This is a genomic window from Streptomyces sp. 891-h, from assembly GCF_022760275.1.
In the GTDB taxonomy this organism is placed as follows: domain Bacteria; phylum Actinomycetota; class Actinomycetes; order Streptomycetales; family Streptomycetaceae; genus Streptomyces; species Streptomyces spirodelae.
Window position 1 is genome coordinate 6745886 of the sequence record NZ_CP050693.1, and the last position, 24154, is coordinate 6770039.

Below are 24154 nucleotides of genomic sequence, written 5' to 3' on the forward strand. Positions count from 1 at the left end.
GAGTATCGACACCACCATGCGGGTCGCTGACGGCGCTGCCGAGACGACCGCGGAGCGGCCCCCGCTGGCCCTCGTGAAGGACACCCCCGAGCCGGTGCAGGGCACCGTCATCGAGCACCAGGGCGCGGCGGTCCGGCCGGCGTGGATCGAGTCCGCCGCCGCCAGGGTGACCGCAGTCAAGGACCATGCGGTCGGCAACAAGCTGTACATCGGCTGGTCGGCCCGCGGCTACAAGAACCTCGCCCAGCGCTGGCTCGCGGCGTACCGCGATGACTACCCCCAGATGATCGCCTCGGCGAAAGCCGACCGGAAAGCCGCGAAGGGCAACACCAGCGCCGAATCGGATGCGCACGACCTCGTGAAGTCGCGCCGCAAGGAGTACCGCCAGCACAAGCTGATGCACCTCGGCAAGACGGCCGGCTGGAGCGTGGCTGGTGCGGCCGGGGCAGTCACCGGGGCAGTAGCCGGCGGGGGACTCATCGATCTCGCCATGGCGCTGGGTGCGTACACCGTCGGCGTGTGGCACGGGCGACCTGAGCGTGCTGCCGGAATCGCCGCTCCTCCGCTGTCCGTCATCGAGCAGGCCGACGGTGGTTTCGGCCTCGACACAGGCCAGGTGTTCATGACCGTCGATCAGCTGCCGGAGGGGGCCAGCCCGTTCCCGATTGCCCAGGCGCGTACCCCTATGCAGCTCGCCGAATGCGTGCTGGCGGCGTGCGTCGCCGAGGGGCTGCCGGTCGCCGAGGTCAGCGACGTGGTGCGGCTGTCGTGGGGGTGGCAGTGCATCGTCCGAGTCAGTGAGGGCACCCCAGAGGCCATCATCAAGAAGGCCGGTGATCTGGAGACCCGGCTGGATCTTGCCGCCAACGGCGTCCGACCGACCCCGCTGAGGGAGCGGCGGGCCTGCACTGTGATGCGGTTCGTGGACCGCGGTGCGGACCCCTTCGCTTCGGCGCCGGGCATGCCGTACCGGGCTCCGAAGTCGATGTCCATCTCGGACAAGTTCCGTATCGGCACGTCGGTCGGCGGTGATCCGTTGGAGGTGTGCCTGGCTGGGGTGATGGGCCTGTGGGTGGCGGCGTCCGGTGGCGGTAAGACGAGCATTCTGCAGGCGCTGGCCGAGGGCACCACTGCCTGCTACGACAACATCACGATCGACTTGGACCCGCACGGTGATGGCCTGGAGGATCTGCATGACGCGGTCCGGATCACCGCTCGCGACAATCGGAAGATCGAAGCGGTGCTGCTGTTCTTCCTGGTCATGTCGAAGGCGCGGGCCAGGCTGCGGAAGAAGCTGGGCATGGGCCGGAAGTGGAAGGCTAGCCCCGAGCATCCTGCGGTCACGATCTTCTTCGACGAGTTCCCGAAGGCGTCCGAACTGGCGAAGCAGATCGCGTTCGATCTGCTGCTGGTCGGCCGTAAGGAGCTGATCGAGGTCGAGATCGCCTCCCAAGGCGGCACGAAACTGTACCTGGGGGAGAACTTCGCCCAGATGGTCGCTCTGAAGGCCGTGGGACCCTGCAAGGTCGGTGACACCCGGGCGGTCTTCGGTGACGGGGCTGTGGCTGAGGGCTGGCTGCCTCACCGCCTGTCCCCGGCCACGGAGATCGACCCGAAGGATGCTGGGCACCTCTACCTCCAGGGTGTGCCGGGGATGGCCGACGAGCCGATCGAGTACGCCGTGCACGAGCCCCAGCCGGAGAGGTTGAAGAAGCTGGCCGCCGAGCGGCGCGAGGCTGGGCTGGTGGAGCCGGACCGGGACAGCCTGGAGGCCATGGCCGGCGTCGATCTTCCCGAATACGTGGAGCCGACTTTCGACGCTGAGGGCAACATCAAGCGCGAGGCGCCGGTGCAGCTCCTCACCTGGGAGCAACTGCTGAGGCTGTGCGATGCGGAGCCGGCCGAGCAGGAGGTTGAGGAAGGTCCGGCTCGCCTCGCCGTCGCCGCTGCGGTCGATGTCATGGACAAGGCCGGTGTGGACCGGATGCGGCCAGAGCCGCTGGTTGCGGCCCTCGCCGACTTCATGCCGGACCTCTATGGCCTCATCACTGTTGAGGAACTGAAGTCTCTGCTCCGCGAGGCGGGGGCTGGCAGTCCCGTACCGCTTGGAGCACTGGATGGGATGGCCAATCCGCGGGGCTTCAAGCGGGAGGCATTGGCCCGTCTTCTGTGACCGATAAGTCCTGATCGTCCCCCTGCTCAAGCCTGCTCAGCCCTGCATCGTCGCAGGTCGCAGCCGCTCAGGATGCTGCTCAGAGCCTGCTCAGCATCTGCTCTGAGCAGAGGCCGAGCAGGAACCGGAAACCCTCTGACCTGCAACGGAGCAGGCTGAGCACGCACCGTAATGCCCGAAAGATCCACACATGCACCATCGACTGAACAGGAGACTCGATCATGGGGATGTCCCGCGCGGACCGCCGCACATGGGCCGACGCCCGCACCGTCGCAGACCTCGGCCACCTGATGGCCCGCTGGCTCACCGGCGACCTCAAGTCGTGGCCCGGCTACGAAGCCGGCTACGGGCCCGACGACGAAACCCGCCCCCTCGTGCTGGCTCTGGCCGCTGCCAACCGGGCCGGATTCCTCACCACCTGTTCGCAGCCCGGATCGGACGGCGCCGGCTTTGACGGCGCCCGCTGGCGGCAACGCGCCGCCGTCGAAGGCTTCGTCGCCGACCCGGACATGCTGCAGCGAGTACGCCGCGCCGCACAGCGGCATGGACTCCGGGCCACCACCGGCGGCCAGTGGACGGTCGTCACCGAGCGCGCCGGCGAGCCGATCACCGCGTTCGGGCAGCGTGTCGACGGCCGGGTACTGCGCAGCATGTGGCCCGGCATTCACCGCACCGCCTACCGAGCCGTGGCCGACGCCCAGCCCGTCGCCGTCGTGCATCCGGTGTGGGGGCCGTCCGGTACTGGGCCCCTGCGGCGCTTCCTCGAAGAGGTGGCCCGATGACCGCGGCCACGCTCGCCCCCGTGGCGGCCCCGGTGGGGGAGCTGGACCTGGAGACGCGCATGGCCATGGCCGACGCTGCGGTGATCGTTCGCCTCGACCGGGCCGCGCTCGCTCACGCGGTGAACACCGCCCACCTGCCCGACAGCCCGACGCTTCCGCATCTGCCCGTCGACACCCAGTCGGCCGCCGAACAGAACCCCGTCGCCGCGCTGCTGCACCGGGCCCGAGCCCGCATCCTGCGCGACGGCTGGTGCCGGGGCGCCGCACACAACAGCGGCGGCGGCATGTGCCTCCTGGAGGCCATCCACGTCGAAGCCCGCAGCCACGCCGAGGAGGGCGAAGCCCGTCTGCTGCTGCGCCGGGCCCTCGGTGGAGGCGACCCCATCCCTGAGCAGAACCGGCGCCTCACCAACACCGCACACGCCGCAGCCATCCTCGCCGCCGCAGCAGACCTCGCCACACAACGCGGGCTGTAACCACAGCCCGACCATCCACTGAAGGAGAACCCGCATGGGTTGGAACATCTCGCACCGCCCCGACGCCGACGACATGTGCTACTCGGCCACGAGCACGCACAACCTCGGCCAGCAGATCGCGCACGTGCTGCCCGCCCGCGACTGGCGCCGCGTCCGCCCGCTTTTCGACCGGCGGTCCGGAGACCCGTTCACGGTCAGCGCCCGGGACGCCGGCGACATGGCGCGCATCCTCACCGCCTCCGCACAGCACCCCAAGATGCCCGCCGACTGGGCGCAGGACGCCCAGCAGCTCGCCGACTCGGCACGCAAGGCCGCCGACACCCGCAGCGCCTGGACCTGGCGCTAACCCACCCATCCCGCAATCGCAGAAACCAACACCCCAGGGAGGACACCCAATGGCAACGAGCACATGGCAGTGGGAGATCACAGTCCTGCACGGCGGCAAGGAAGTCACCTACCGGGGCGAGACCGTCGCCGGGGCGGGAGCCCAGGGCGAGGAAATCCACGACGGCCTGCGCGCTGACATGGCCGCCAGGGGCAAGGTCCCCGCGCACGCCAAAACCCTCAAGTTCAAGGCCACCCGCATCGCCTGACACACACCTACAGAAGGAGCACAGCATGGGAATCCTCAGCGCCATCGACCAGCAGATCGGCCAGTACAAGGCAGGCAAGGACGGGCGGAAATTCGCGAAGAGCGTCGTCCTCGGGAAGAAGTACTACTGCATCGTCCCCAACCGGACATGGTCCGGCTCTTGGAGCGACCTGGTCCACGAGTACGTGTTCGACCGCATGAGCAGCACCATCACCGGTCGGCCCATGCCCATGTGCGGAACCATGAGCGCCGAGAGGGCCTGGAACCTGTACGGCCCGTTCTTCGAGTACATCCCCAAGGGACTCCAGACCCTCGCCGAGTACAACAACAGCGAGGTGTGCTCCGACAAGGACGTCGCCAAGAAGACCCAGCAGGAGTTCCTCAAGGAATTGCAGAAGGCACTCGTCCGCATCTGACGCGCTCAACCACTGAGGAGGAGATCGTGTCCGGATGCTATGTCGCGGTGTGCAGTGTGTGCGGCGTGCTGTACGACGAGGACGACGACCTGATGCACCTGCCCACGGTCGAGGAGGCCGTCCAGTACGCCCTCGGCTACAGCGACGGCAACGACCTGTACGGGTGGCACACCGAGGCCGGCCTGCTGCTGTGCGGCCTCGACGATGCCGTGCACCGGGTGGCCGTCCGTGTAGCCCGAGAGACCACGCTGCCCGACGGGCAGATGGACCTCGCCGGCCGCATCGTCCACCAGCCCGACCGGATGCGCACCCGACGTGTGGACTGCGACGGCCGCCACGAGGAAGCCGTCGAGGAGCCGTGCGATAAGCCGGACCCGCTGGCCAAGTCCCCCGACGCGATGGTCGGCACCTTCGCCGCATAGGCCCGCCCCTCCCGGGGTGATCGGGAGGGGCGGTGCCCGCACTGTAGTCCCGGGCCGTCCGGCCCTACCAGCACCAGCAGCACCCCAGCACCGTGAAGACCGTGGCCCCGCCAAACCCCCAGCGCGGCGGGGCCACTCGCCCGTAGGTCAGCCTGAGTTGACAGCCTGACCTGCGCGAGCGCACCATGGTTCTCAATTGGACCACTGTGTCGCTCAGGGCCATCCGCTGCGGGTGGCCCTTCGTGCTGTTCCGGGGAGGTTCGATGCCCCCAGTTGCTCCGACTCTCGTCCCGGAAGACCTCGCCGCCTACCACGCAGGCCGGCCAGCCTCCACCATCCGACGGTGGGCCGCCGAAGGCCGTATCCACCGGTACGGCTCCGGCCGCGGCAAGGTGCGCTACGACCTCAACGAGCTGCCCCTCGCTGTGCGCGACGAGTACACGCGCGAAGTGCTGTGGCACGAAGACACCCCACCCCTGCCCCAACGCGCCCCGCGGGCTGCCTGAGCTCGGGTGCTCCAGCCCCCTGCTGTTGAGCCCCGCGGTGGCCGCCCTGTTGAGGGCACGGGGCGGCCACCAACATCCTCCCGCCGCCTGGGGTCCGCGGCAGGCGGCGGGAACCGATACCCCAGCTGCCCGCCACTGAGTCGAACGGGCGGCCGGCACCTACGAGAGGGGTCGGCTGTGGCTGGTATCCGTCCCAGTATGCGTGTGCGTCGTGGTCGTAGTGGCCGACCGTGGGATCGGGTGCGGGCGCGGGTGTTCGCGGAGGAGACGCACTGCTGGCTCTGTGGCCGGTGGGTGGACCAGTCATTGCCGATGACGCATCCGATGTCCCGCACGGTGGACCACCTGCAGGAGTTGTGGCAGGGCGGTGACCCTCTGGACCGGACGAACGCCCGGCTCGCGCATCGGCGTTGCAACTCGATCAAGTCGAATCAGATGAGAGGGGAGAGGCGGGGCGATGTGGTGATCGTCGATGCTTCGAGTCTCTGACCTGGGGGTTTTCGGTGATCGGCGTTGGGGTGATCTCGGATCCGTTTTTTGATCACGATCTTGACTGACCCCGCAACCCCCTCAACCAAAATCTCCCCCCGAAGCCGGCCACAGGGTGGTCCAACCTTGGAGGGAGCTCGATGGTTCTGAAGTGGATTCGCTGATCCGGTTCGGGATCTGAGGCGGTGGCCTGCATCCGGCGCTCTGTTGCTCTCCCGGGGGCTCGTTCCTGCCTTGGATCCCATATTCCTGCGAGTGTGGGCCGCTGTCAACAGCATGCGGGGGTGGCGGATGAAGACACCGGTGGGATTGGCTGCTCGGGGCCGTCGAATGTGGCGGGAGTCGGCGGAGGCGTGGGACTTGTCGCCGGCGCACTTGGTGCTGCTGGAGGAGGCATGCCGCATCGCTGACCGGCTGAACAAGCTGGATGGTGCGATCCGTGAGGCCGATATCGGTGATGTTCAGGCGCTTTTGGCGGAGTCTCGGCAGCAGCAGAGCACGTTGAAGGGGATTCTCGGCGAGCTGCGGGCGGGTCAGCAGAAGGCGGCGAAGCCGCCGTCTTCTTCGGGGTCGGGGGGTGCGGGTGTCGCAGACCTCAGTGCCCGGATCGCTGAGCGGCGGGGCGAAGCCTCGAGTTGAGGTGCGCCCGTCGTTTTCGTACACGTTGGGGCCGGAGGCGCGTGAGCTGGCTCGCCGTGCGGGCCTGGTGTTGGACGACTGGCAGGCGGATGCGGTCGACCTGATGCTGTCCGTGCGGGCGGATGGCCGGTGGGCGTGCTACGAGTACGGCGAGATTGTGGCGCGGCAGAACGGCAAGGGTGCGATTCTCGAGGCCCGGGTGCTGGCGGGGCTGTTGCTGTTGGGTGAGCAGCTCATAATGTGGTCGTCTCACGAGTACAAGACGTCGATGGAGGCGTTTCGCCGGTTCAAGGCACTGTTGAAGCAGCTCGGCGAGATGCTCACCGAGAATCTGCTCGATATTGACGGCGTCCGTATCAAGGTCATCAACACCAACGGGGAAGAGTCCTTCGAGCGGCTGGACACGGGGGCGCGGGTGAAGTTCATCGCCCGCTCCAAGGGCAGCGGGCGAGGCTTCTCCGGTGACCTGAACATCATCGATGAGGCGTTCGCCTACACGCTGCTGCATCAGGACGCGTTGATGCCGACGCTGATTTCCCGCCCGAACCCGCAGATCATCTACACGTCATCGCCGCCTCTGGATGGCGAGTCGGGCGAGGTGATGTTCGCGCTGAAGCAGCGCGCGGACTCCGGCGGGGACGACAGCCTGGGGTGGCGGGATTGGGGTGTGGCCGGCGACCTGGACCACATTGATCAGATCGATTTGGATGACCGGTCGCTGTGGGCGGCGTCGAATCCGGCGCTCGGGACGCGGTTGACGGAGGAGAAGATTCTCCGTGAGCGGCGGGCCATGAGCGACGCGGGTTTTGCCCGGGAGCGGTTGTGTGTGTGGCCGCGGGTGTCGCAGGGCAACACGGTCATTGATCCCGGTACGTGGGTGCGTCTGGCGGATCCGGAGTCGCGCCGTTCGGGCGGGGTAGCGCTGGGGCTGGATATCTCGCCCCTGCGGGATTATGCCGCGGTGTGCGTGTACGGGCTGCGTGAGGACGGTCTGGGGCATGCGCAGTTGGCGGACTACCGGCCGGGCACGAAGTGGGTAATTCCGCGGCTGGTGGAGTTGCGGGAGGCGCTGGGGCCGGTTGCGGTGGCTATGGGCCGGGGCACGTTCGCGTTCTTGGAGACGGCGCTGGACAAGGCGGGGTTCGTCCGGCCGGAGGATCCGGAGGCGCCGCGGCATGGGGATCTGGCGGTGACGAGCGCGGTCGATATGGCCGCTGCCGCGGGCCAGGTCCTGGAGGCGGTCCGGGAGGAGGCGTTCCGGTACGTGCCGTCGCGGCATCTGGATGTGGCGGTGGCGGGGGCAAAAACGCGGCAGACGGCCGACACGATCGCGTGGACGGCTAAGGGTGCGGACGTGGATATCAGCCCGCTGGTGGCGATGACGCTGGCCATGTGGTCGTTCGTGACGCGGTCGCATTTGCTGGCGGGGGCCGAATATGACGTCCTCGCGTCGATCTTCTGAGGAAGGGGGCCGCCGGTGCGTAACCCCTTCCGAGGATTGTTTCGCCGGACTGGTGGTGCGGAGCAGCGTGATCTGACGGCCGGCTCAGTGCCGTGGCCGGTTGAGGATCTGGCGGCTCCATCGGCGGTGACGGTGGATGGTGCGCTGCGGCTGGCCCCGGTGTTCGCGGCGGGCCGACTGCTGGCGTCATCGGTGGCGTCGCTTCCGATCCAGCAGTACCGGCGGCGTGGCGACGAGCGGACCCGCATTGCGACGTCGCCGCTGTTTGTGCAGCCAGCTGCGCAGGGCACGCTAGATGACTGGCTGTGGCGGGCGATGACGAGTCTGGTGTACCGGGGTAACGCTGTCGGGCTGATCACGGAGCGGGATTATCTGGAGTACCCGACGCGGATTGAGTGGTTGAACCCGGCGGATGTGCGGGTGGAGGACTCGCAGAATCTCGGTCGGCGTGGCTCGCCTACGGAGCCGGTGTGGCGCTATCAGGGAGTGGAGATCCCGGCCTACGACATCGTGCACATCCCCTGGTTCACGCTGCCCGGCAAGGTGTGGGGTCTATCGCCGATCGGCGCTTATGCGGTGACGGTGTCGACGGGTTTGGCGGCGCAGCGTTTCTCGGATGACTGGTTCCGCTCCGGTGGGGTGCCGCCGGGCAGGTTCAAGAACGCTGAGCAGACCGTTAACCAGAAGGAAGCGAACGTCATCAAGCGGCGCCTGATCCAGGCGATCCGCTCGCATGAGCCGATCGTGTACGGCAAGGACTGGGACTACGAGCCGATCACCGTCTCGCCGCAGGAGGCTCAGTTCGTCGAGACGCTGCGGCTGACGGCAACGCAGGTGGCTGCGATCTACGGCATTCCGCCGGAGAAGATCGGCGGGGAGACCGGCGGCTCCTACACGTATTCCAGCCCGGAGCAGCGGCAGATCGAGTTCATCCAAGACGCGCTGCTGCCGTGGCTGACCAAGCTCGAGTCCCATCTGACCGCGCTGCTGCCCCGCGGCCAGTACATCCGGTTCAACGCCGACGCCCTGATCCGCACCGATATCGCTACCCGCTTCGACACCTACGAGAAGGGCCGTCTGATCGGTGTCCTCAACCGGGACGAGATCCGGGCGCGGGAGGACATGCCGCCCCTGCCGAACGGTGAGGGCGAGGACTACACGCCGCTGCCGATCCAGGCTGGCACCAGTGTCACCGTCCCGCAGGTACGGGCCCACGACGACAATGCCGGGCTGCACCTGGTGAGAACCCCGAGGGGGAACCATGGTTGACCGTCGAGACCTCCTGGACGTGCCCGAGCGGCGCGCTATCAGGATGAGCGGCGGGCTGGAGCTGCGTGCCGGTGGGGACGGGCTGAAGCTCACCGGCTACGCCAGCGTTTTCGAGTCCCCTTACGAGGTATATGGGGGGCCGCCGCTGGGATGGACGGAGATCGTCGACAAGCGGGCGTTCGACACCACCCTCGCGGCGAAACCCGACCTGCATCTCCTGATCAACCATGAGGGGATGCCGCTCGCGCGGACCAAGTCGGGCACGCTGCGCCTGGCCGCAGACAAGACCGGCCTGCACGTGGAGGCCGAACTCGACGCGGAAGACCCGGACGTGCAGCGGCTGCGCAGCAAGATGTCCCGCGGCGACATGGACGAGATGTCGTTCGGTTTCCGCGTGAAACGGCAGGAGTGGAACGACGACTACAGCGAGCGGCGCCTGACGGAGATTTCCCTCCACAAGGGCGACGTGTCCGTGGTCAACTTCGGGGCGAACCCGGCGACGAGTGCGCAGATGAACAGCGCGAGCGCGCTGGAAGTGCTTGCCGGCATGGAGCCGGACGCCGCCATGGCGGAACTCCGCTCGGGCGGCGTCATCGACCTCGAGCAGTTGACCCGCGCCCGGGACACCGTGATCGCCCTGCACCGGTCCGCCCGACCCACGCAGGGCAAACGGCGCCTATCGGTAGCAGAGGCGCGGGCGCTGGAGGCGGACGGCTCGGGCGAGGTGCGGCTGGCGGCGGCGATCCCCACCCACAGGACGCCGGTGGTGGACGGCGATTTCGAGCGGCTGTCCATCGTCCGGGAGGCACCCGCCGATCCGACGACGCTGCGATATATGCACGCCTGGGTCGACCCGCAGGGTGACCCGCAGGACAAGAAGTCCTATCGGTTCGCACACCATGAGGGCCGGATCGGCGCTCCGGCGAACCTGTCTGCGGTGCGCTACGCCCTGTCGCGTCTGCCGCACCAGACGGACATGACCGACGAGCAGATTGCCGAGGCCGAGGCGCACCTGCGCCGTCACCTCGCCGACGCCGACTGACACATCTTGAACTTCCGCACCCGCGCGCTGATCACGCGCTGACGCGGGCTGCTGTCGACCGCCTGGCACTGGCCGCCGACGGCTCATCACGGCCTGGCACTGGCCGCCGTCATGAACCGAATCCACATAAGGAGGCTCGTCGTGGACGAGCGACTCAAGCGGCTCATCGCCAGGCGCGACCGGGCCGCCAAGGACCGCGAAGCGCTGGTAGCGTCACGCAAGGCCATCACCGACCTCGCCGAGGAGGAGGCCCGCGAGGACCTCCTCCCGGAGGAGGACGCCGAGCACCGTGAACTCACCGGCCAGATCAAGGCCAAGGACGAGGAACTCGCCGGTCTCGATGAGCGCATCAAGGAGCTGACGGAGGAGTCCGAACGCTCCCAGCAGCTCACCGAGGGCGCCATGGCCGTCAAGCGGGCCCAGGCCCGGGTGGAGTCCGTGTCGGAGGGCCGCACCTACGACAAGGGCAACGGGCGCTCCTACCTGCAGGACCTGGCGAAGCTGCAGCTCAACATGGACGCCGATGGCGGTGCCCGCGAGCGGCTGGTCCGGCACGCGCAGGAGGTCGCCTCGGAGCGGGAGTACCGCGACCTGGACCGCACTGACGGGCAGGGCGGCTACTTCGTCCCCCCATTGTGGCTCATGTCGCAGTTCGTGGAGCTGGCCCGTGCGGGCCGCGCCTACGCGAACGTCGTCAACATGCAGCCGCTGCCGGGCGGTACCGACTCCATCAACATCCCGAAGGTCGCCACTGGCACTACGGCCGCCGTCCAGACCGCGGACAATGCGGCGGTCTCGGAGACGGACCTGACGGACACGTTCATCAACGCGCCGGTGCGCACGATCGCCGGCCAGCAGGACGTGGCGATCCAACTGCTGGACCAGTCCCCGGTGTCGTTCGACGAGGTCATCTTCCGTGACCTGGTGGCCGACTACGCGACGAAGCTGGACGAGCAGGTCATCTCCGGATCTGGTTCGGCAGGTCAGGTCACAGGTGTACGTAACACATCCGGCATCGAGACTGTCACATACACCTCGGGGTCGCCGACGGTCGCCGAGGTGTATTCGAAGATCGCGGACGCGGTGCAGCGCGTCCACACGCTGCGGTTCATGGCCCCGACGGTCATCGTGATGCACCCGCGGCGGTGGGCATGGTTCCTCGCCGCCTCGGACAACTCTGGTCGGCCGCTGGTCGTGCCGAGTGCGGGTAATCCGCAGAACGCGGTCGCCACCCTCGGTGCGGTCGGCTCGGAGCAGGTAGTCGGCCAGATGCACGGGCTGCCCGTCGTCACCGACCCGTCCATGCCCACCAACCTGGGCGCAGGCACCAACGAGGACGTCGTGCATGTTCTGCGTGCATCCGACGTGCTGCTGTACGAGTCGGGCATTCGTACCCGGGTCCTGCCAGAGGTGGGATCGGGGACGCTCACGGTGCGTCTGCAGGTGTACGGCTACCTCGCCTTCACCGCCGAGCGGTACCCGAAGAGCGTGGTCGAGATCGGCGGATCCGGTCTGGTCAGCCCGACGTTCTGATCGCGAAGGCTGGGTGCCCGTCTCTCCGTCGAACGGGCACCCGCCTTGGAGAGGATCTTCACACCAGAGGGAGATTCATCTGCCGGTGGCGTTCTCGGTGGCAAGGAGCGCAGATAGCGACGAGGTTGTGTCGCTCGTTGTTTAGCTTGTTGCCGTCGATGTGGTGGACGTGCAACTGGTTACCCCAACGCTTTCGAGTCGCACCGCAGTCCTGGCAGGTCCAAATCGCTTCGTCGCGGATCCTTCGGGCTAGGACCTTCCAGTCCGGCGAGTATGGCCAATCAGCCACTCCGCCTCTCCAGGCTGGATTGAGCGTACCTACGTGGCGCCCCATGCGGGATTCGCTCAGGTTGCGTCGACTGATCTCGAACTGGTTCATGAACTTCAGGATTGTCGACTTGGACACCTCGCACTCGGTGGCCAGTTCAGCGGCCGTGCGTCGTTTGTCGACGTACTCGGCACGCAGCCAGGCGTCCTGCTTGTACAGGGCGGGTCGCCGGTAGTGGCCGACGACGTAGCGGTTCCATCGGTTCTTGCGGCGGTTCCATGCGGTGCTTTTACCGCACCCGCATCCGCAGCCAGGAGGATCCCCATAGGGCAGATTCTTGACCGGCTTGCATCGCTTGCCGCCTGAGTGAGATTCGGACGCTGAACGCACGTCGACACCGTGGATGCGAAGCCATCGGTTGATCGTGGTGGGGCTGACGTCGAACTCCCGCGCGAGCGTTGAAGTTCCTTCCCACGTTCCGTCCGGAAGGCGAGTTGTATAGCGACTTACGATCTCTTCGATCTGAGTCGGTGTCAGTTTGCGATATTTGTCACCTCTAGGCACTGCTTCATAGTAATGCACCGTGGTGACCCTGGGGAGGTGATTTCGTGCGCATCCTCTGGCATTCCAATGCTCCCTGGGTGCCCACTTGACCGGCTACGGGCAGCAGACCGCGCTGTTCGCGCCGCGGCTGGCCGGCATGGGGCACGACGTGGTTGTCTCGGCCTACTACGGCCTGCAGGGGGCCGCGCTGCACTGGGGCGGCCTGGAGGTGTGGCCGGGCGGGGAGGACCCGCACGGCAACGACATCGTCGGCCCGTATGCGCGGCGGCATCTCGACGACGATGGGTTGATCGTCACCCTGCTGGATCTGTGGGTGATGATGAAAACCGTCGGCATGCGGCAGCACCGCGTGGCAGCGTGGATACCAGTCGATCACGATCCGGTGCCGCCGCAGACCGTGATGGCGCTGGCCCACCATGAGGCCCAGCCCATCGCGATGTCCCGGTTCGGGGAGCGGATGCTGCAGGATGCCGGCTTCGACCCGGTGTACGTGCCGCACGGCATCGACACGCACGTGTACCAGCCGCAGGACCGGGCCGCGGTGCGGGCGGCTTTGGGCATCCCCGAGTCTGCGTTTCTGGTGGGCATGGTGGCGGCCAACAAGGGCACCGCGCCGCCGCGGAAGGCGTTCCCGCAGGCGCTGATGGCGTTTGCCGAGTTCCGGCGCACGCATCCGGATGCGCTGCTTTACCTGCACACCGAGCTGCTGGGCGGGCCCACGCACATCGGCATGGATCTGCTGCACTACATGAGGCAGATCGGGCTTCCAGAGTCCGCGGTGCGCACCGTGGACCAGGACGCCTATGCGATGGGTCTGCCGCCGCAGTATCTGGCCGCCGCCTACTCGGCGATGGATGTGCTGCTGTCCCCCTCGTACTGCGAGGGCTTCGGCATCCCAATCGTGGAGGCGCAGGCCTGCGGCACCCCCGTCATCGTCAACGGCTTCTCGTCGATGCCGGAGCTGTGCGGCGCAGGGTGGCAGTGCGAGGGGGAGCGGGCGTGGAACGAGCTGATGCAAGCCTGGTTTCAACAGCCGGATGTCGGCTCGATCGTTGCCTGCCTGGAGCAGGCGTACAGCGCGGCGGGTGACCCCGACATGGGGCGGCGGGCACGCGAGTTCGCCCTCAGCTACGACGCTGACCGGGTAGCGGCTGACTACTGGAAGCCGGCACTCGAGCAGGTGGGGGGATGACGGATGCGACCCAGAGGGCCAGCCCCGGGAGACCCAGAGGAGATACAGCGGATCTTGTTCGGCTTCTCCGGGGCTCTGGCGTTCGACGTTGGCGGGAACTGGGGGCATGTGGCTGCCCGGCTCGCCCAACGATTCGGGCATGTGGTCTCTTTCGAACCGGCCGACGAGTCGTTCGGGATCCTCGCCGAGAACGCCGCAGAAGTGCCGAACCTGGAGGCTGTCCAGCTTGCGGTCACAGACCACGATGGGCCGGCTCGTCTGGATGTGCAGGAGAATTCAATCCGCACGGGGCAGCTCACCACCCACCCGGGCGACAGCGTCCCGGAGGGCCTGTCAGAAGCCACCTGGGGGCCGGTACTGGGGCAGCGCGAGGTTCCCGGGGCCCGGCTGGATGCTCTCGCCGAGCGTTACGGCACCCCGGACTTCATCAAGATCGACGTAGAGGGGCATGAGGTCGCCGTCATACGCGGCGCCCGTCAGGTGCTTCAGTCGGCTCCGCAACTGTTCATCGAAATCCACCACGCTGACCTGGGAGAGCAGATCGCCGACCTGCTGCGGCCCACCTACGGCGGCCGGCTCCGCGTGGTGCGGCACCCGCACTACCGGACGGGCAGCTGGGGACTGAATAACCACTACTACCTGCTTGCGGAATGAGGAGGCTCCGGTGGCCACACGCGACATCGAGGCGGACTACCGTGCCGCTCACCTCGACGAGTACCACGCATACCGCAGGGCCGGCCGCACGAAGGACGCTGCCCGCGTGGCGGCGCTTCTCCGGGAGCGGTACGGCACCAACGTGGAGCAATCCGAATCCGACGAGCCACAGTCTAGGGCGGCGGGGCTGGAGCGTGCCGATCAGGAAAGGCCGCCGGAGGCCGCGGTCGAACCGAAGCCGCAAAAGCCCGAGAAGCCTGCGGCGAAGGTGGACGCGAAGGCTGTGCGGGCGTGGGCCGCCGAGCAGGGCCTGGAGGTGCCTGCCCGCGGGAAGCTCCCGGACTCCGTTGTGGAGGCGTACCAGGTTGCGCACGGAGGCGAGTGACCGGTGGCGATCGTCACGCTGGACGCAGCGAAGGAGCAGCTGAATATCGCCACGTCTGACTCGAGTCAGGATGTCGAGCTGCAGCGGTATGTCGACGCCGTGACGACGCCGGTGGAGCGCCATCTCGGCGAGGTTGTCGACCAGCGTCAGCTCACCGACGAGTTGCGACTGTCGGGGGCGACGTCGTTCATGCTGTCCGGGACGCCGGTGATTTCCCTGGATGCGGTGGCCACAGTCGACGGCACGCAGATCTGGGCCGTGGCAGACATGCATGTCGACTCGGCGTCGGGTGAGGTGACGGTACTGTCCGGGCCCGCGGTGACAGGTCTTGTGGCCGTCACGTACACGGCGGGGTACGCGACGGTACCCGAGGACTACCAGCTCGCCGCGTTGATCATCGTGCAGCATCTGTGGGAGACGCAACGTGGCGCGATGGGTGTGTCCGTCGGCGGGGAGGGGGAGCCGGTGTTCGGTCTGGGGTTCGCACTGCCACGCCGGGCGCTGGAGCTGCTGGGTACCCCACTGCCGGGGGTGGCGTAGATGGCGTGGGGGTCAACAGCACCGATAGCGCTGAGTGCGCTGCTGGCCACGATCCAGACGGCGGACGGGCTGGCTGGCGTGGATGTGCGGGACGGGCCGACGGTGGTCGACAAGGCAGCGTTGGAGGTCGTGTCGGTGGGCTACGCCGGCGGCGACGAGGAGCTGGATATCGAGGCTGAGGTCGAGCCGGAGGGGATGGCCGCCTCACCGGACCGGGAGCGGTACACCATCCAGTGCGCGGCGGCCGTCCTGAACGGCGCGGGAGACATCTCTGCCGCCCGTAGCCGGGTGTTCGAGCTGCTGGCGGCATGCGGCGCTGCGATCGCGCGGGACCGCACACTGGGCGGCACGGTACTGCAGGCCAGTGTCGGGTCGTGGTCGCTGCGGCAGACTCAGGACGACCGCGGCGCCACCGCAATGGCCACGTTCGGCGTGGCAGTGGACGCGTTCACCGTCTAGGGGCGCTGCCGGTAGGCGCTGACGAGTCCGGCTACGGCGGCGCCGAGCAGCACGAGGTACACCACGTCGAACCAGACGGGCATGCCCCATGGGTCGCCCCAGATGGCCCAGCCGATGACACGGACGCCCGCGAACACGACCACGAAGAACGACCATGCCTGAGGCACTGTGAGTTGCTCGGTGTCCGGCTCGGCTTTCTCGGGCGCCGAGTGGCCGTCTTGCTGTTCCGCAGCCACAGCCTCGCGTAGGGCCTTGATGGCTTCGATCTTCGCTGTGCCGGTGAGCTCCGGATGGTTCCGCTCGATCTGCGCCTTGGCATCGCGCAAGTTCACAGCGACGCACCCCCCTTCGTCGGGCGGATTGTCCGCCCCCGTGCAACGGCGGTCAACGAGCCGCCTGATCCTTGTTGGGAGAAACATGGCCGCGCTCACCACCAACGTGGTCCCACTCGCGGGGCTGCGGACCGACAACCTATTCACCGCGGCGGCTGCTGGCGGGGATAACTGCGCCACCGGCGCAGGGGTACTCCTGCTGGTCAAGAACGGCGACGCTGCCTCGCACACGGTCACGCTGGCGACGCCGCAGACGTTCGACGGTGACCTCGCACTGGAAGACCGAGCTGTCGCTGTGGCCGCCGGCCAGGATGCGGCCATCCCGGTGACCGACCGGTATCGGGATCCGTCCACCGGCCGCTGTTCGATCACCTACGACGCTGTCACGTCGGTGACCGTCGCTGTGATCCGGACGGCCGCGTCATGAGCGCCGTGCGGATGCGCCACCCGGATCTGCCAGGGCGGGAAATCGAGGTGGCCGAGCGGTCAGTGCCGCACCACCGGGCCGCCGGCTGGCAAGTCGCCGACGACACACCACCCGAAGCCGCACCCCACCCCACCCCAGGTGATTCGCCTGGGGGCTCGTCATCGCAGTCCAAGACGCCGCCGAAGCGTCGGCGTGCAGCAGAGGAGAGTGACTGATGTCTGCGACTCCGATCGCCGCAGCGAGCCGGTATTTCCGGCGCGGCGTCACAAAGGTGTACTGGGTGCCGACTATCAGCGCCCCGGCCAGCCCCACCCGCGTCGAGCTCGACGCCGGCACGGATCTGTCGGATGAGGTGGCGGCCATCGACGGCTGGGAGGTCACCTCCGACACAGTCGAGACCCCAGCGCTCGGAAGCCTGTTCAACGGCAAGATCAACGGCACGATCAGTGCGGACGACTCCAGCCTGACCCTGTACGCGGACAAGACTTCCTCGGACGTGCGCACACTGCTGCCCCGCGGCACCACCGGATACGTGGTGTGGATGGACGAGGGCGACGTCGCCGGCCAGTTGATGGACGTCTTCCCGGTGCAGGTGGTTTCCGTACCGAAGCAGCGGGAGATGGACAACCCCGCGCAGATCCAGGTGAACTTTGCGGTCACCCGCGAGCCCGAAGAGGATGTGACCATCCCGTGAGCATCGACGTGCGGGTGCGCGGCGGCGGGGACCTCGCTCGCCTGGCCCGCCAGGTGCGGGACGCGGGTGGGCCGCAGCTGCGGCGGCAACTCACCTCGGGCGTGCGGGCCGAGGTGCAGTTGCTGGTGCCTGCCGTGCGTCAGGCGGCTCTGGCGATCCCCGCGAAGGGCCCCAAGCACAGTGGCCTGCGGCAGCGTCTGGCCCGCGCGGTCACCGTCAACGTGCGCACCACTGGCCGCCATGCCGGGGTGTCCATCTCGGTGGATCCGAAGAAGATGCCGTGGGGCGAGAAGGCCCTTCCGGCGCTGATGGAGGGTGAGGCTGTAGTCCGCGGGCGGCGCGCAGACACCCGGTGGCGTCACCCGGTGTACGGGCGAGACGTGTGGGTGCAGCAGGAACCGCACCCCTTCTTCTACAAGACGGTTCGGCCGCTCGCGGTGAAGACCCGCCGCGGCATCAACGACGCGCTGGGACGAGTGACGAGGAACATCACGTGATCGCGAAGATCGACAAGTGCCGTAACTGCGGCACCCCCCACGAGTGGGTATACGACGAGCCGACCCTGCTAGAACTGCGGCGCATCAAGAAGATGTTCGGCTGGACAGCGCGCGGCTTCCAGGAAGCCATGGTGGACGGGGATCCCGACGCCATGGCGTGCCTGCTGGATCTCCTGCACCGCCGGGACGGTGTGGAGATCCCCTTCGACGCGATCGATGTCGACTTCACCGGATTCGACATGATCGATGACGAAGAGGAGAAAGAGGCTGCCCGGCTGGCTGAGGCCGCAGCGGGAAAACCGGCAGCCGCCCCCGTCGACCCGACCCCGATCCTCAATGGAGCGCTGAGCACGGTGGGCTCGACGGACAGGTCCGGCACTATTCCGCCGGCCTTTGGCGGTACTTCGGCCTGACCTACCCGCACGCGTGGCGGCTGCCCGCGAGCGCGTTCTTCACCTTCTGCAGCGAGATCGACAAAGCAGTGGAGCGCGAGAAGCGTAGGGGGTGAGCCGTGGCCGGTCGCCGTGTGGTCTACGACGTCATCGCCCGCGACAGGGCGAGCCGCACCTTCACCCGGGTCGGGCAGAGCATGCATGGCCTGTCTCGTACATCCCGAGGCGTCGGCGCAGCAGTCAAGGCGGGCCTGGCAATCGGCGGGGTCGCGGCTGGCGGGCTGGCCTACGCCACGTTGAAGGCGGCCGGCGACTTCGAGAAGGCCATGAACCGGGTGCGGGCTGTCACCGGCGCCTCCGGTAAGGACTTCAAGGCCCTACGCGAGCAGGCCAAACATCTCGGTGCGACGACGCAGTACAGCGCTACACAGGCGGCGGACGCCATGGGATTCCTCGCCATGGCCGGGTTCAGCACGACCCAGATCATGAAGGCGATGCCGGGCACACTGAACCTGGCAGCCGCTGGGCAGATGAACCTGGCCCGAGCGGCGGACATCTCCAGTAACATCCTCACCGGCTACGGCTTCAAGGCCGAGAAGACCGGCAAGGTCGTCGATGTCCTCGCCAAGACGTTCACCAGCACGAACACGAATCTCCAGCAGCTTGGTGACGCCTTCAAGTACGCCGGGCCCGTAGCGCACTCGGCTGGGGTGAAGTTCGAGGAAGCCAGCGCCGCGATCGGCTTGATGGGCAACGCCGGCATCCAGGCGTCCATGGCGGGCACCGCGTTGCGCGGCGCCATCTCGCGACTCCTCGCGCCGACGAAGAAAGTGCAGGGCGTACTGGATGACCTCGGCATCACGGTCAAGGACGCCCACGGCAACCTGCTGCCACTAAACCAGATCATCAAGCAGCTGCACGACAGTGGCGCTACCACCGGCCAAATGATGACGATCTTCGGTCAGCGTGCGGGCCCGGCGATGGCCTCTCTCGTCGACCAGGGGGCGGGCGCCCTGGTGAAGCTGACGAAGAAGTTGGAGAACTCGGGCGGGACAGCGGACCACATCGCCAAGGTGCAGATGGAGGGCCTCAAGGGGCAGATGGTGGCCCTGAAAAGTGCCTGGGAGGGCTTCCTCATTGAGCTGGGCGATCTTGGCGTGCTGAAGGTCGCCACGGGAGCTGTTGAGGGCCTGACCACAGCCACACGCGGGTTGTCTGAGCTCGTCAACGAGCACGGGCTGCCCGCTATCGACGCCTTCAGCGACCGGATGTCCGAGATGCTCCCGGTCAAGGACATCAAGCACACGTTCGGGACGGCCAAGAAGCTGGTCGGGGACTTCTTCGGCGCCCTTGCGGGGCCCCGCAAGGCGCCGATGCCCAAGGGAGGGAAGGGGCACGCCTACGATCCGGCTCCGACTGTCGCAGGCATGAAGCCATCCGCGGCGAAGCGCGTCGGTGGGCAGATCCGGGATGCGGTGGCCGGCGGCCTCTCGAAGCTGGACTGGGGGAAGCTCGGCTCATCGCTCGGTGCGGGGATCGGCAAGGCCATCACCTGGCTGTCAGGGCACATCGGCGAGATTTCCAACAAGCTGCTCGGTGCGCTGAGCAAGCTGGACTGGACCGACATCGGCAAGAAGGTGGGCTCCCAGTCGTTCGGGTTCTTGATCGGATTCCTGGCCTCCTTCGGTAGTGAGATCGTCAACCCGACGTTCTGGAAGAAGCATTTTTGGGACCTGATCGTCGGCCTCCTCTCCATTACGGGTGTCGGGAAGGTCGCGGGTGTACTCGGGAAGATCTTCACGAAGATCCCTGTGTTGCGGGCCATCGCCCCGTTCCTGAAAAAGATCGACAAGGTGACCGCGCCGATCTCCAAAGCTGTCGGCAAGGTGATCAAATTCTTCGGAAGCTCGCTGTGGAAGGGCATAGCCCGAGTCTTTCCCCGGGCCGCTGCCGTCCTCGAGCGTGAAGCGGGGCTGCTCACTACCCGCCTGGGCGTGTGGGGTCTCGACCTGCTCAAAGCAGGAGGCAAAGCAGTCCGCGGCCTGGGAAGTGGTATCAAGCGTGGTACCGGCTGGGTCATCTCAAAGATCGGCGAACTGATCGGCTGGCTGCTCAAACCGTTCGCCAAGGCAGGGTCCTGGCTGGTCAAGCGCGGGGGGCGAGTTGTCGCGGGTCTGGCTCGCGGCATAGCGAACCGGGCCAAAGGCATGGGCTCCTGGGTATGGGTCAGAGTCGGCAAGCCCGTGGTCGACGCGTTCAAGCGAGCCGGATCGTGGCTGTACGGCAAAGGCAAGGCGTTCGTCAGCGGGTTCAAGCGCGGCGCTCTGGCTATCGGAAAGAGCATCGGCTCCTGGATCTGGCGCCACACAGGACGCCCTGCCGTCAACGTGTTCGCCAAAGCCGGATCCTGGCTGTACAGCAAGGGGAAAGCTTTCGTCGGCGGACTCAAGCGCGGCGTCCTGAAGACGGCCTCCGGGATCAAGGGATGGATGGGCAGTCACGTCGTCTCGCCAATCAGGAGCCGCTTCTCAGCAGCCGGATCCTGGCTGTACGGCAAAGGCAAGTCCCTGGTCTCCGGCCTGAAGAACGGCATCATCAGCGCAGTCAAGGGCATCGGACGCTGGCTCAAGTCCCACCTGATCGACCCCATCGTCCGTGCGGTCAAGCGGTTCTTCGGCATCCACTCTCCCAGCCGCGTCTTCGCCGGGATCGGCGGCAACCTCGTCGCCGGCCTGATGAAGGGCTTGGCCAGGACGAGCGGAAAGGCCATCGCGAAGAAGATCTTCGGTGACATGCCATCCGCACTGGGGGCACTCGTCAAGAAGGGACTGGTGTCGGTCCAGAACCTGCCCGGGAAGGCACTCAAAGCCCTCGGTGGGCTCGGCGGCCAGTTCTTGGACCTCATCGGCTTCAGCGGAGGGGGCAACTCAAACGCGAACCAGCGTCTCGGCCGGGCCATGGCCGCCGCCTACGGCTGGACCGGATACCAGTGGTCCGCACTACGGGCGCTGTGGCAGGGCGAATCCGGCTGGAACCACAGGGCGCTGAACCGTAGCAGCGGCGCCTACGGTATACCTCAGTGTGTGGATCTAAACACACAAATCCTGACTCGCCGAGGCTGGCTGACGCATGACCAGGTTCGTGTCGGCGACGAAACCATCGGCTACAACCAGAGCACCGGCAAAAGCGAATGGACTCGCGTCACGGACATCCACCACGGCGTCGGTGAGCTGAGGCGGTTCGGCACATCGCTGTGGTCGGCAGTCTCCACTCCGAATCACCGTTGGCTGGTTGAGCGCACTGTTCCCCTGTGCGATCTGCCCCCGGAGCCCGGCTCGATCCCATACGGACAATGCCAGTGCGGCTGCGGCGGGACCACCGCTCCGGCGAGGAACCCTGTACCCGAGAAGGGCATCAAGCGAGGGGAGCCGAACCTCTACCTGCACGGCCATCACGCCCGCGGAAAGCGGCGTAACCCTGATTCGACCCACGAGTACTTCGTCGAGCAGCAGGCGCTGCAGCGCGGGCAGCAGATCGTCCTCGCCCGGCCGGCCGCGACTGCATCCAGCTTGGGCATCACCATCCAAGAGGCGGCCCTGCTTGCGTGGATAGCGGGTGACGGCTGGCAGCAGAAGCCGCGCCCTGTTCGCGGGAAGAACGTCGAGAAGGGCTACAAGTCCGGGTCGACGTCGATGACCTACTTCATCGGTCAGACCAAGGAGGAGAACTGGGAGGCAATCGACGCTGCCGTCGGCGACCATGGTCGTATCACCCGCACGCGGGAGCGCCACGTCAAGGGTGAGCTGCGGCGAGACCGCGAGTGGCGTCTCTCGGCCCCCTATGCCAGGGACCTCACTGAGCGAGCAGGCAACCCGAAGACCGACTGCGTACAGCAGGTTCTCGGGATGTCCACCGCCCAGCGGGAAGCATGGCTAGAGGCCATCATCGCAGCCGAGGGGAATGTGTCGGCGCCGCGAGGCAAGGCAAAGCCTGTCACTCAGATCACTCAGAAGGCCGGTCCGCTTGCTGAGGCGATCGTACTGGCGGTGTATCTCTCCGGGCGCCGCCCCAGCGTGTACGTCAGCAAGCGCACAGGTGAGCGTCACGGCACGGTGCCGGTGTGGACGATCACGTTGACGTCCCCCCGTACAGGTGAACCGCGAACTTCCGTGAACGGGAAGGAGTGCTGGAAGGACGAGTCGATCGGCGTTCAGGACGTGTGGTGCGTGACTACCGACCTGGGAAGCTGGACAGCCCGTCAAGGTGACGATGTCTTTCTCACGGGTAACTCGCTCCCCGCGTCGAAAATGGCGTCAGCCGGTAAGGACTGGCGCACCAACCCGGCCACCCAGATCAAGTGGGGGATGCGCTACATCAAATCCCGGTACGGCTCGCCAGCCGCTGCGCTGGCAGCCTGGCAGCACCGGTCCCCACACTGGTACGGGCACGGCGGCACTTTCCAGGCCGGCCAAATGATCGGTGTCGGCGACCGTGGCCGCGAACTGCTGATGTTTGACCAGCCCGGGAGGGTGCTGTCCCCGGAGGCAACCCGCGGCCTGGAGATGCTGGCCAGGCAGGGCGCGCGTGGTGGAGACACCTACCAGAGCACCTACCACCTGTACCAGCGGGACATGACGCTGCGTGACCTAGAGCTGCTGCAGCGCCGCCAGGAGGCCCGCGCGAGGGTTGGGAGGCCGCGGTAGATGCCCATCATCACTACTGCGTCGTCCGGCGCGCCCACCACACCGCCGGTCGAGGTGCCCGGGGTCGGTTACGCGTCGGTCACCTACATCGACCCGACAGGGGCCGTGTGGCCGATGACGGACCGGGCCCGGGACTACTACGCCCTTTCGGATGGCATCTCGGGGCTGGGGGCCGCCCCGGTGGAGCTGACGACAGACGACTACCCGCGAGGCGGCTCGCGGCTGCGGCACGCGCAGCCGGTCTCGCGCAGCATCGTCTGGCCCATCCATGTGCAGGGCGACAACCACCAGGAATTCGTCAACACGTGGCGGCGGCTCGCGAGAGCGTTCACACGCACCCTGCGGGAGGGCCCGGGAGTGTTGGAGTTCGCTCGCCCGGACGGCGGCCGTCGGCAGATCCACGTCTACTACCAGGAGGGGTTCGAGGGGCTCGGCCAGCCGGGCACCGGCGTCACCTGGGACCGAGCGGTGCTCACCTTGTACTGCGAGGATCCCTACTGGTACGACGCCGTCCCGCGAGTGGTGCACCGCGAGCAGGGCGTGGGGGAGGACTTCTTCGTGCCCTACCCGTCGGTGTCCAGCTCGCAGGTGCTGGGTGCGACGACGGTGACGAATCCGGGCGATGTGGTGGTGTGGCCAGAATGGGTGATCACCGGCCCGGCATCGTCCGTGACATTCACCCGCAGCGACTCCGGTGACGCCTTCACCCTCGACCCCACACTGCTGGGCGGCTCTCTACTGGCAACCGAGCAGGTCACCGTCACCACCGACCCCCCGCGAGTACGGAAGCAGACCGCAGAGGTGCAGACGATCGACTTGGGCGGGGCAACCGCAGGCACCATCACCATCACCTTCGACGGCTACACCACGACGGACATCGCCTACGACGCGGACGCCGCCACGGTGCAGGCCGCGCTTGAGGCCCTGCCGAACGTTGATGCGGGTGACATCACCGTGACCGGCGGCCCGCTACCCGCCACGATCAGCCTGTCCTTCGCAGGCCAATACCTAGGTGTGGACGTGCCCGAGGTGACGATCACCCCGACTGGGCTGACCGGCGGCACCGTCACCGTCGCGACGACCACACCGGGCGCCACCACCAACTGGGTCGGCGCGCTGAACTGGCCCGGCGCCGTGCTGTGGGCGCTCGAACCCGGAGACAACGCAGTCACCTTCCAACTCGACGGGTCTGGGGCCGGCAGCGCTGTGGACCTGTCGTTCCATCCTCGGTACGAGACGGCTTGAC

At 67.2% G+C, this 24154-nt stretch carries 27 protein-coding genes; 25 read left to right on the top strand and 2 right to left on the bottom strand.

Going from position 1 to position 24154, the window contains the following annotated elements; genetic code table 11:
- Nucleotides 1-94 precede the first annotated feature (94 nt).
- The 14 genes from HC362_RS29745 (at nt 95) to HC362_RS29810 (ending at nt 11801) form a co-directional block, all read left to right on the top strand.
- Entirely contained in the window at nt 95-2173 is a 2079-nt protein-coding gene (locus HC362_RS29745; protein WP_243087249.1) for a hypothetical protein, read from the top strand.
- Between the two features lie 221 nt (nt 2174-2394).
- Complete coding sequence (locus HC362_RS29750; protein WP_243087250.1) at nt 2395-2955, top strand: hypothetical protein; 561 nt, start codon at nt 2395-2397, stop codon at nt 2953-2955.
- Nucleotides 2952-3431 carry a hypothetical protein gene (locus tag HC362_RS29755; protein ID WP_243087251.1) on the top strand — a complete coding sequence of 160 codons (480 nt, stop codon included), beginning with the start codon at nt 2952-2954 and terminating at the stop codon, nt 3429-3431. Before HC362_RS29750 ends, HC362_RS29755 begins: the two co-directional genes overlap by 4 nt.
- Nucleotides 3432-3465: 34 nt before the next feature.
- On the top strand, nt 3466-3777 hold the full coding sequence (locus tag HC362_RS29760; RefSeq protein WP_243087252.1) for a hypothetical protein: 312 nt from the start codon (nt 3466-3468) through the stop codon (nt 3775-3777).
- Between the two features lie 49 nt (nt 3778-3826).
- Nucleotides 3827-4024 (top strand): hypothetical protein, encoded by a 198-nt coding sequence (locus HC362_RS29765; protein ID WP_243087253.1) that lies wholly within the window; start codon nt 3827-3829, stop codon nt 4022-4024.
- 25 nt (nt 4025-4049) lie between these two features.
- Nucleotides 4050-4439, top strand: a complete 390-nt coding sequence (locus tag HC362_RS29770; protein WP_243087254.1) for a hypothetical protein — start codon at nt 4050-4052, stop codon at nt 4437-4439.
- A 26-nt stretch (nt 4440-4465) separates the two neighbouring features.
- On the top strand, nt 4466-4861 hold the full coding sequence (locus HC362_RS29775; RefSeq protein ID WP_243087255.1) for a hypothetical protein: 396 nt from the start codon (nt 4466-4468) through the stop codon (nt 4859-4861).
- 263 nt (nt 4862-5124) lie between these two features.
- Nucleotides 5125-5367: a DNA-binding protein gene (locus HC362_RS29780; protein ID WP_243087256.1), complete on the top strand. Its 243-nt coding sequence runs from the start codon at nt 5125-5127 to the stop codon at nt 5365-5367.
- Nucleotides 5368-5565: 198 nt separating this feature from the next.
- Complete coding sequence (locus HC362_RS34955) at nt 5566-5856, top strand: HNH endonuclease (RefSeq protein WP_279240187.1); 291 nt, start codon at nt 5566-5568, stop codon at nt 5854-5856.
- 291 nt (nt 5857-6147) lie between these two features.
- Complete coding sequence (locus HC362_RS29790; RefSeq protein WP_243087257.1) at nt 6148-6495, top strand: hypothetical protein; 348 nt, start codon at nt 6148-6150, stop codon at nt 6493-6495.
- Complete coding sequence (locus HC362_RS29795; RefSeq protein WP_243087258.1) at nt 6440-7957, top strand: hypothetical protein; 1518 nt, start codon at nt 6440-6442, stop codon at nt 7955-7957. The genes HC362_RS29790 and HC362_RS29795 overlap by 56 nt, the downstream gene beginning before the upstream one ends.
- A 15-nt stretch (nt 7958-7972) precedes the next feature.
- A complete protein-coding gene (locus HC362_RS29800) occupies nt 7973-9226 on the top strand; it encodes a phage portal protein (RefSeq protein WP_243087259.1) in 1254 nt (417 codons plus the stop codon).
- Nucleotides 9219-10268: an HK97 family phage prohead protease gene (locus HC362_RS29805; RefSeq protein ID WP_243087260.1), complete on the top strand. Its 1050-nt coding sequence runs from the start codon at nt 9219-9221 to the stop codon at nt 10266-10268. The genes HC362_RS29800 and HC362_RS29805 overlap by 8 nt, the downstream gene beginning before the upstream one ends.
- A gap of 141 nt (nt 10269-10409) precedes the next feature.
- Nucleotides 10410-11801, top strand: a complete 1392-nt coding sequence (locus HC362_RS29810; protein ID WP_243087261.1) for a phage major capsid protein — start codon at nt 10410-10412, stop codon at nt 11799-11801.
- A gap of 58 nt (nt 11802-11859) precedes the next feature.
- On the opposite strand, the gene HC362_RS29815 is transcribed toward HC362_RS29810, so the two are convergent.
- Nucleotides 11860-12651, bottom strand: a complete 792-nt coding sequence (locus HC362_RS29815) for an HNH endonuclease (RefSeq protein ID WP_243087262.1) — start codon at nt 12649-12651, stop codon at nt 11860-11862.
- A gap of 67 nt (nt 12652-12718) precedes the next feature.
- Here HC362_RS29815 and HC362_RS29820 point away from each other — a divergent pair, with 67 nt between their 5' ends.
- Genes HC362_RS29820 through HC362_RS29840 form a run of 5 tightly spaced genes read left to right on the top strand, consistent with a single transcriptional unit; the run spans nt 12719 to nt 15863 of the window.
- Nucleotides 12719-13825, top strand: coding sequence for a glycosyltransferase (locus HC362_RS29820; RefSeq protein ID WP_243087263.1), 1107 nt, complete (start codon nt 12719-12721; stop codon nt 13823-13825).
- A gap of 54 nt (nt 13826-13879) precedes the next feature.
- Complete coding sequence (locus HC362_RS29825; protein ID WP_243087264.1) at nt 13880-14479, top strand: FkbM family methyltransferase; 600 nt, start codon at nt 13880-13882, stop codon at nt 14477-14479.
- Nucleotides 14480-14489: 10 nt separating this feature from the next.
- Entirely contained in the window at nt 14490-14864 is a 375-nt protein-coding gene (locus HC362_RS29830; protein ID WP_243087265.1) for a histone-like nucleoid-structuring protein Lsr2, read from the top strand.
- Between the two features lie 3 nt (nt 14865-14867).
- Nucleotides 14868-15404: a hypothetical protein gene (locus tag HC362_RS29835; protein WP_243087266.1), complete on the top strand. Its 537-nt coding sequence runs from the start codon at nt 14868-14870 to the stop codon at nt 15402-15404.
- A complete protein-coding gene (locus HC362_RS29840; RefSeq protein WP_243087267.1) occupies nt 15405-15863 on the top strand; it encodes a hypothetical protein in 459 nt (152 codons plus the stop codon).
- On the opposite strand, the gene HC362_RS29845 is transcribed toward HC362_RS29840, so the two are convergent.
- Nucleotides 15860-16195, bottom strand: a complete 336-nt coding sequence (locus HC362_RS29845; RefSeq protein WP_243087268.1) for a hypothetical protein — start codon at nt 16193-16195, stop codon at nt 15860-15862. The two genes, HC362_RS29840 and HC362_RS29845, sit on opposite strands and share 4 nt — an antisense overlap.
- Nucleotides 16196-16280: 85 nt before the next feature.
- Here HC362_RS29845 and HC362_RS29850 point away from each other — a divergent pair, with 85 nt between their 5' ends.
- The 6 genes from HC362_RS29850 to HC362_RS29875 all read left to right on the top strand — a co-directional run bounded on the left by HC362_RS29850 (nt 16281) and on the right by HC362_RS29875 (nt 24153).
- Nucleotides 16281-16622: a hypothetical protein gene (locus tag HC362_RS29850; protein WP_243087269.1), complete on the top strand. Its 342-nt coding sequence runs from the start codon at nt 16281-16283 to the stop codon at nt 16620-16622.
- A 214-nt stretch (nt 16623-16836) separates the two neighbouring features.
- Entirely contained in the window at nt 16837-17316 is a 480-nt protein-coding gene (locus HC362_RS29855) for a hypothetical protein (protein WP_243087270.1), read from the top strand.
- Complete coding sequence (locus HC362_RS29860) at nt 17313-17813, top strand: hypothetical protein (RefSeq protein WP_243087271.1); 501 nt, start codon at nt 17313-17315, stop codon at nt 17811-17813. The genes HC362_RS29855 and HC362_RS29860 overlap by 4 nt, the downstream gene beginning before the upstream one ends.
- Entirely contained in the window at nt 17810-18226 is a 417-nt protein-coding gene (locus HC362_RS29865) for a hypothetical protein (protein WP_243087272.1), read from the top strand. Before HC362_RS29860 ends, HC362_RS29865 begins: the two co-directional genes overlap by 4 nt.
- 113 nt (nt 18227-18339) lie before the next feature.
- Nucleotides 18340-22908 (top strand): phage tail tape measure protein, encoded by a 4569-nt coding sequence (locus HC362_RS29870; protein ID WP_243087273.1) that lies wholly within the window; start codon nt 18340-18342, stop codon nt 22906-22908.
- The gene (locus HC362_RS29875) at nt 22909-24153 is read left to right on the top strand and encodes a phage tail domain-containing protein (protein WP_243087274.1); all 1245 of its coding nucleotides are present in this window, start codon (nt 22909-22911) and stop codon (nt 24151-24153) included.
- Nucleotide 24154: the final 1 nt, after the last annotated feature.

Coding starts and splice junctions, on each gene's coding strand:
- HC362_RS29780 (WP_243087256.1), top strand. CDS start 5,125: ATGCCCCCAGTTGCTCCGACTCTCGTCCCGGAAGACCTCGCCGCCTAC.
- HC362_RS29790 (WP_243087257.1), top strand. CDS start 6,148: ATGAAGACACCGGTGGGATTGGCTGCTCGGGGCCGTCGAATGTGGCGG.
- HC362_RS29805 (WP_243087260.1), top strand. CDS start 9,219: ATGGTTGACCGTCGAGACCTCCTGGACGTGCCCGAGCGGCGCGCTATC.
- HC362_RS29875 (WP_243087274.1), top strand. CDS start 22,909: ATGCCCATCATCACTACTGCGTCGTCCGGCGCGCCCACCACACCGCCG.
- HC362_RS29750 (WP_243087250.1), top strand. CDS start 2,395: ATGGGGATGTCCCGCGCGGACCGCCGCACATGGGCCGACGCCCGCACC.
- HC362_RS29855 (WP_243087270.1), top strand. CDS start 16,837: ATGTCTGCGACTCCGATCGCCGCAGCGAGCCGGTATTTCCGGCGCGGC.
- HC362_RS29765 (WP_243087253.1), top strand. CDS start 3,827: ATGGCAACGAGCACATGGCAGTGGGAGATCACAGTCCTGCACGGCGGC.
- HC362_RS34955 (WP_279240187.1), top strand. CDS start 5,566: ATGCGTGTGCGTCGTGGTCGTAGTGGCCGACCGTGGGATCGGGTGCGG.
- HC362_RS29755 (WP_243087251.1), top strand. CDS start 2,952: ATGACCGCGGCCACGCTCGCCCCCGTGGCGGCCCCGGTGGGGGAGCTG.
- HC362_RS29850 (WP_243087269.1), top strand. CDS start 16,281: ATGGCCGCGCTCACCACCAACGTGGTCCCACTCGCGGGGCTGCGGACC.
- HC362_RS29760 (WP_243087252.1), top strand. CDS start 3,466: ATGGGTTGGAACATCTCGCACCGCCCCGACGCCGACGACATGTGCTAC.
- HC362_RS29770 (WP_243087254.1), top strand. CDS start 4,050: ATGGGAATCCTCAGCGCCATCGACCAGCAGATCGGCCAGTACAAGGCA.
- HC362_RS29840 (WP_243087267.1), top strand. CDS start 15,405: ATGGCGTGGGGGTCAACAGCACCGATAGCGCTGAGTGCGCTGCTGGCC.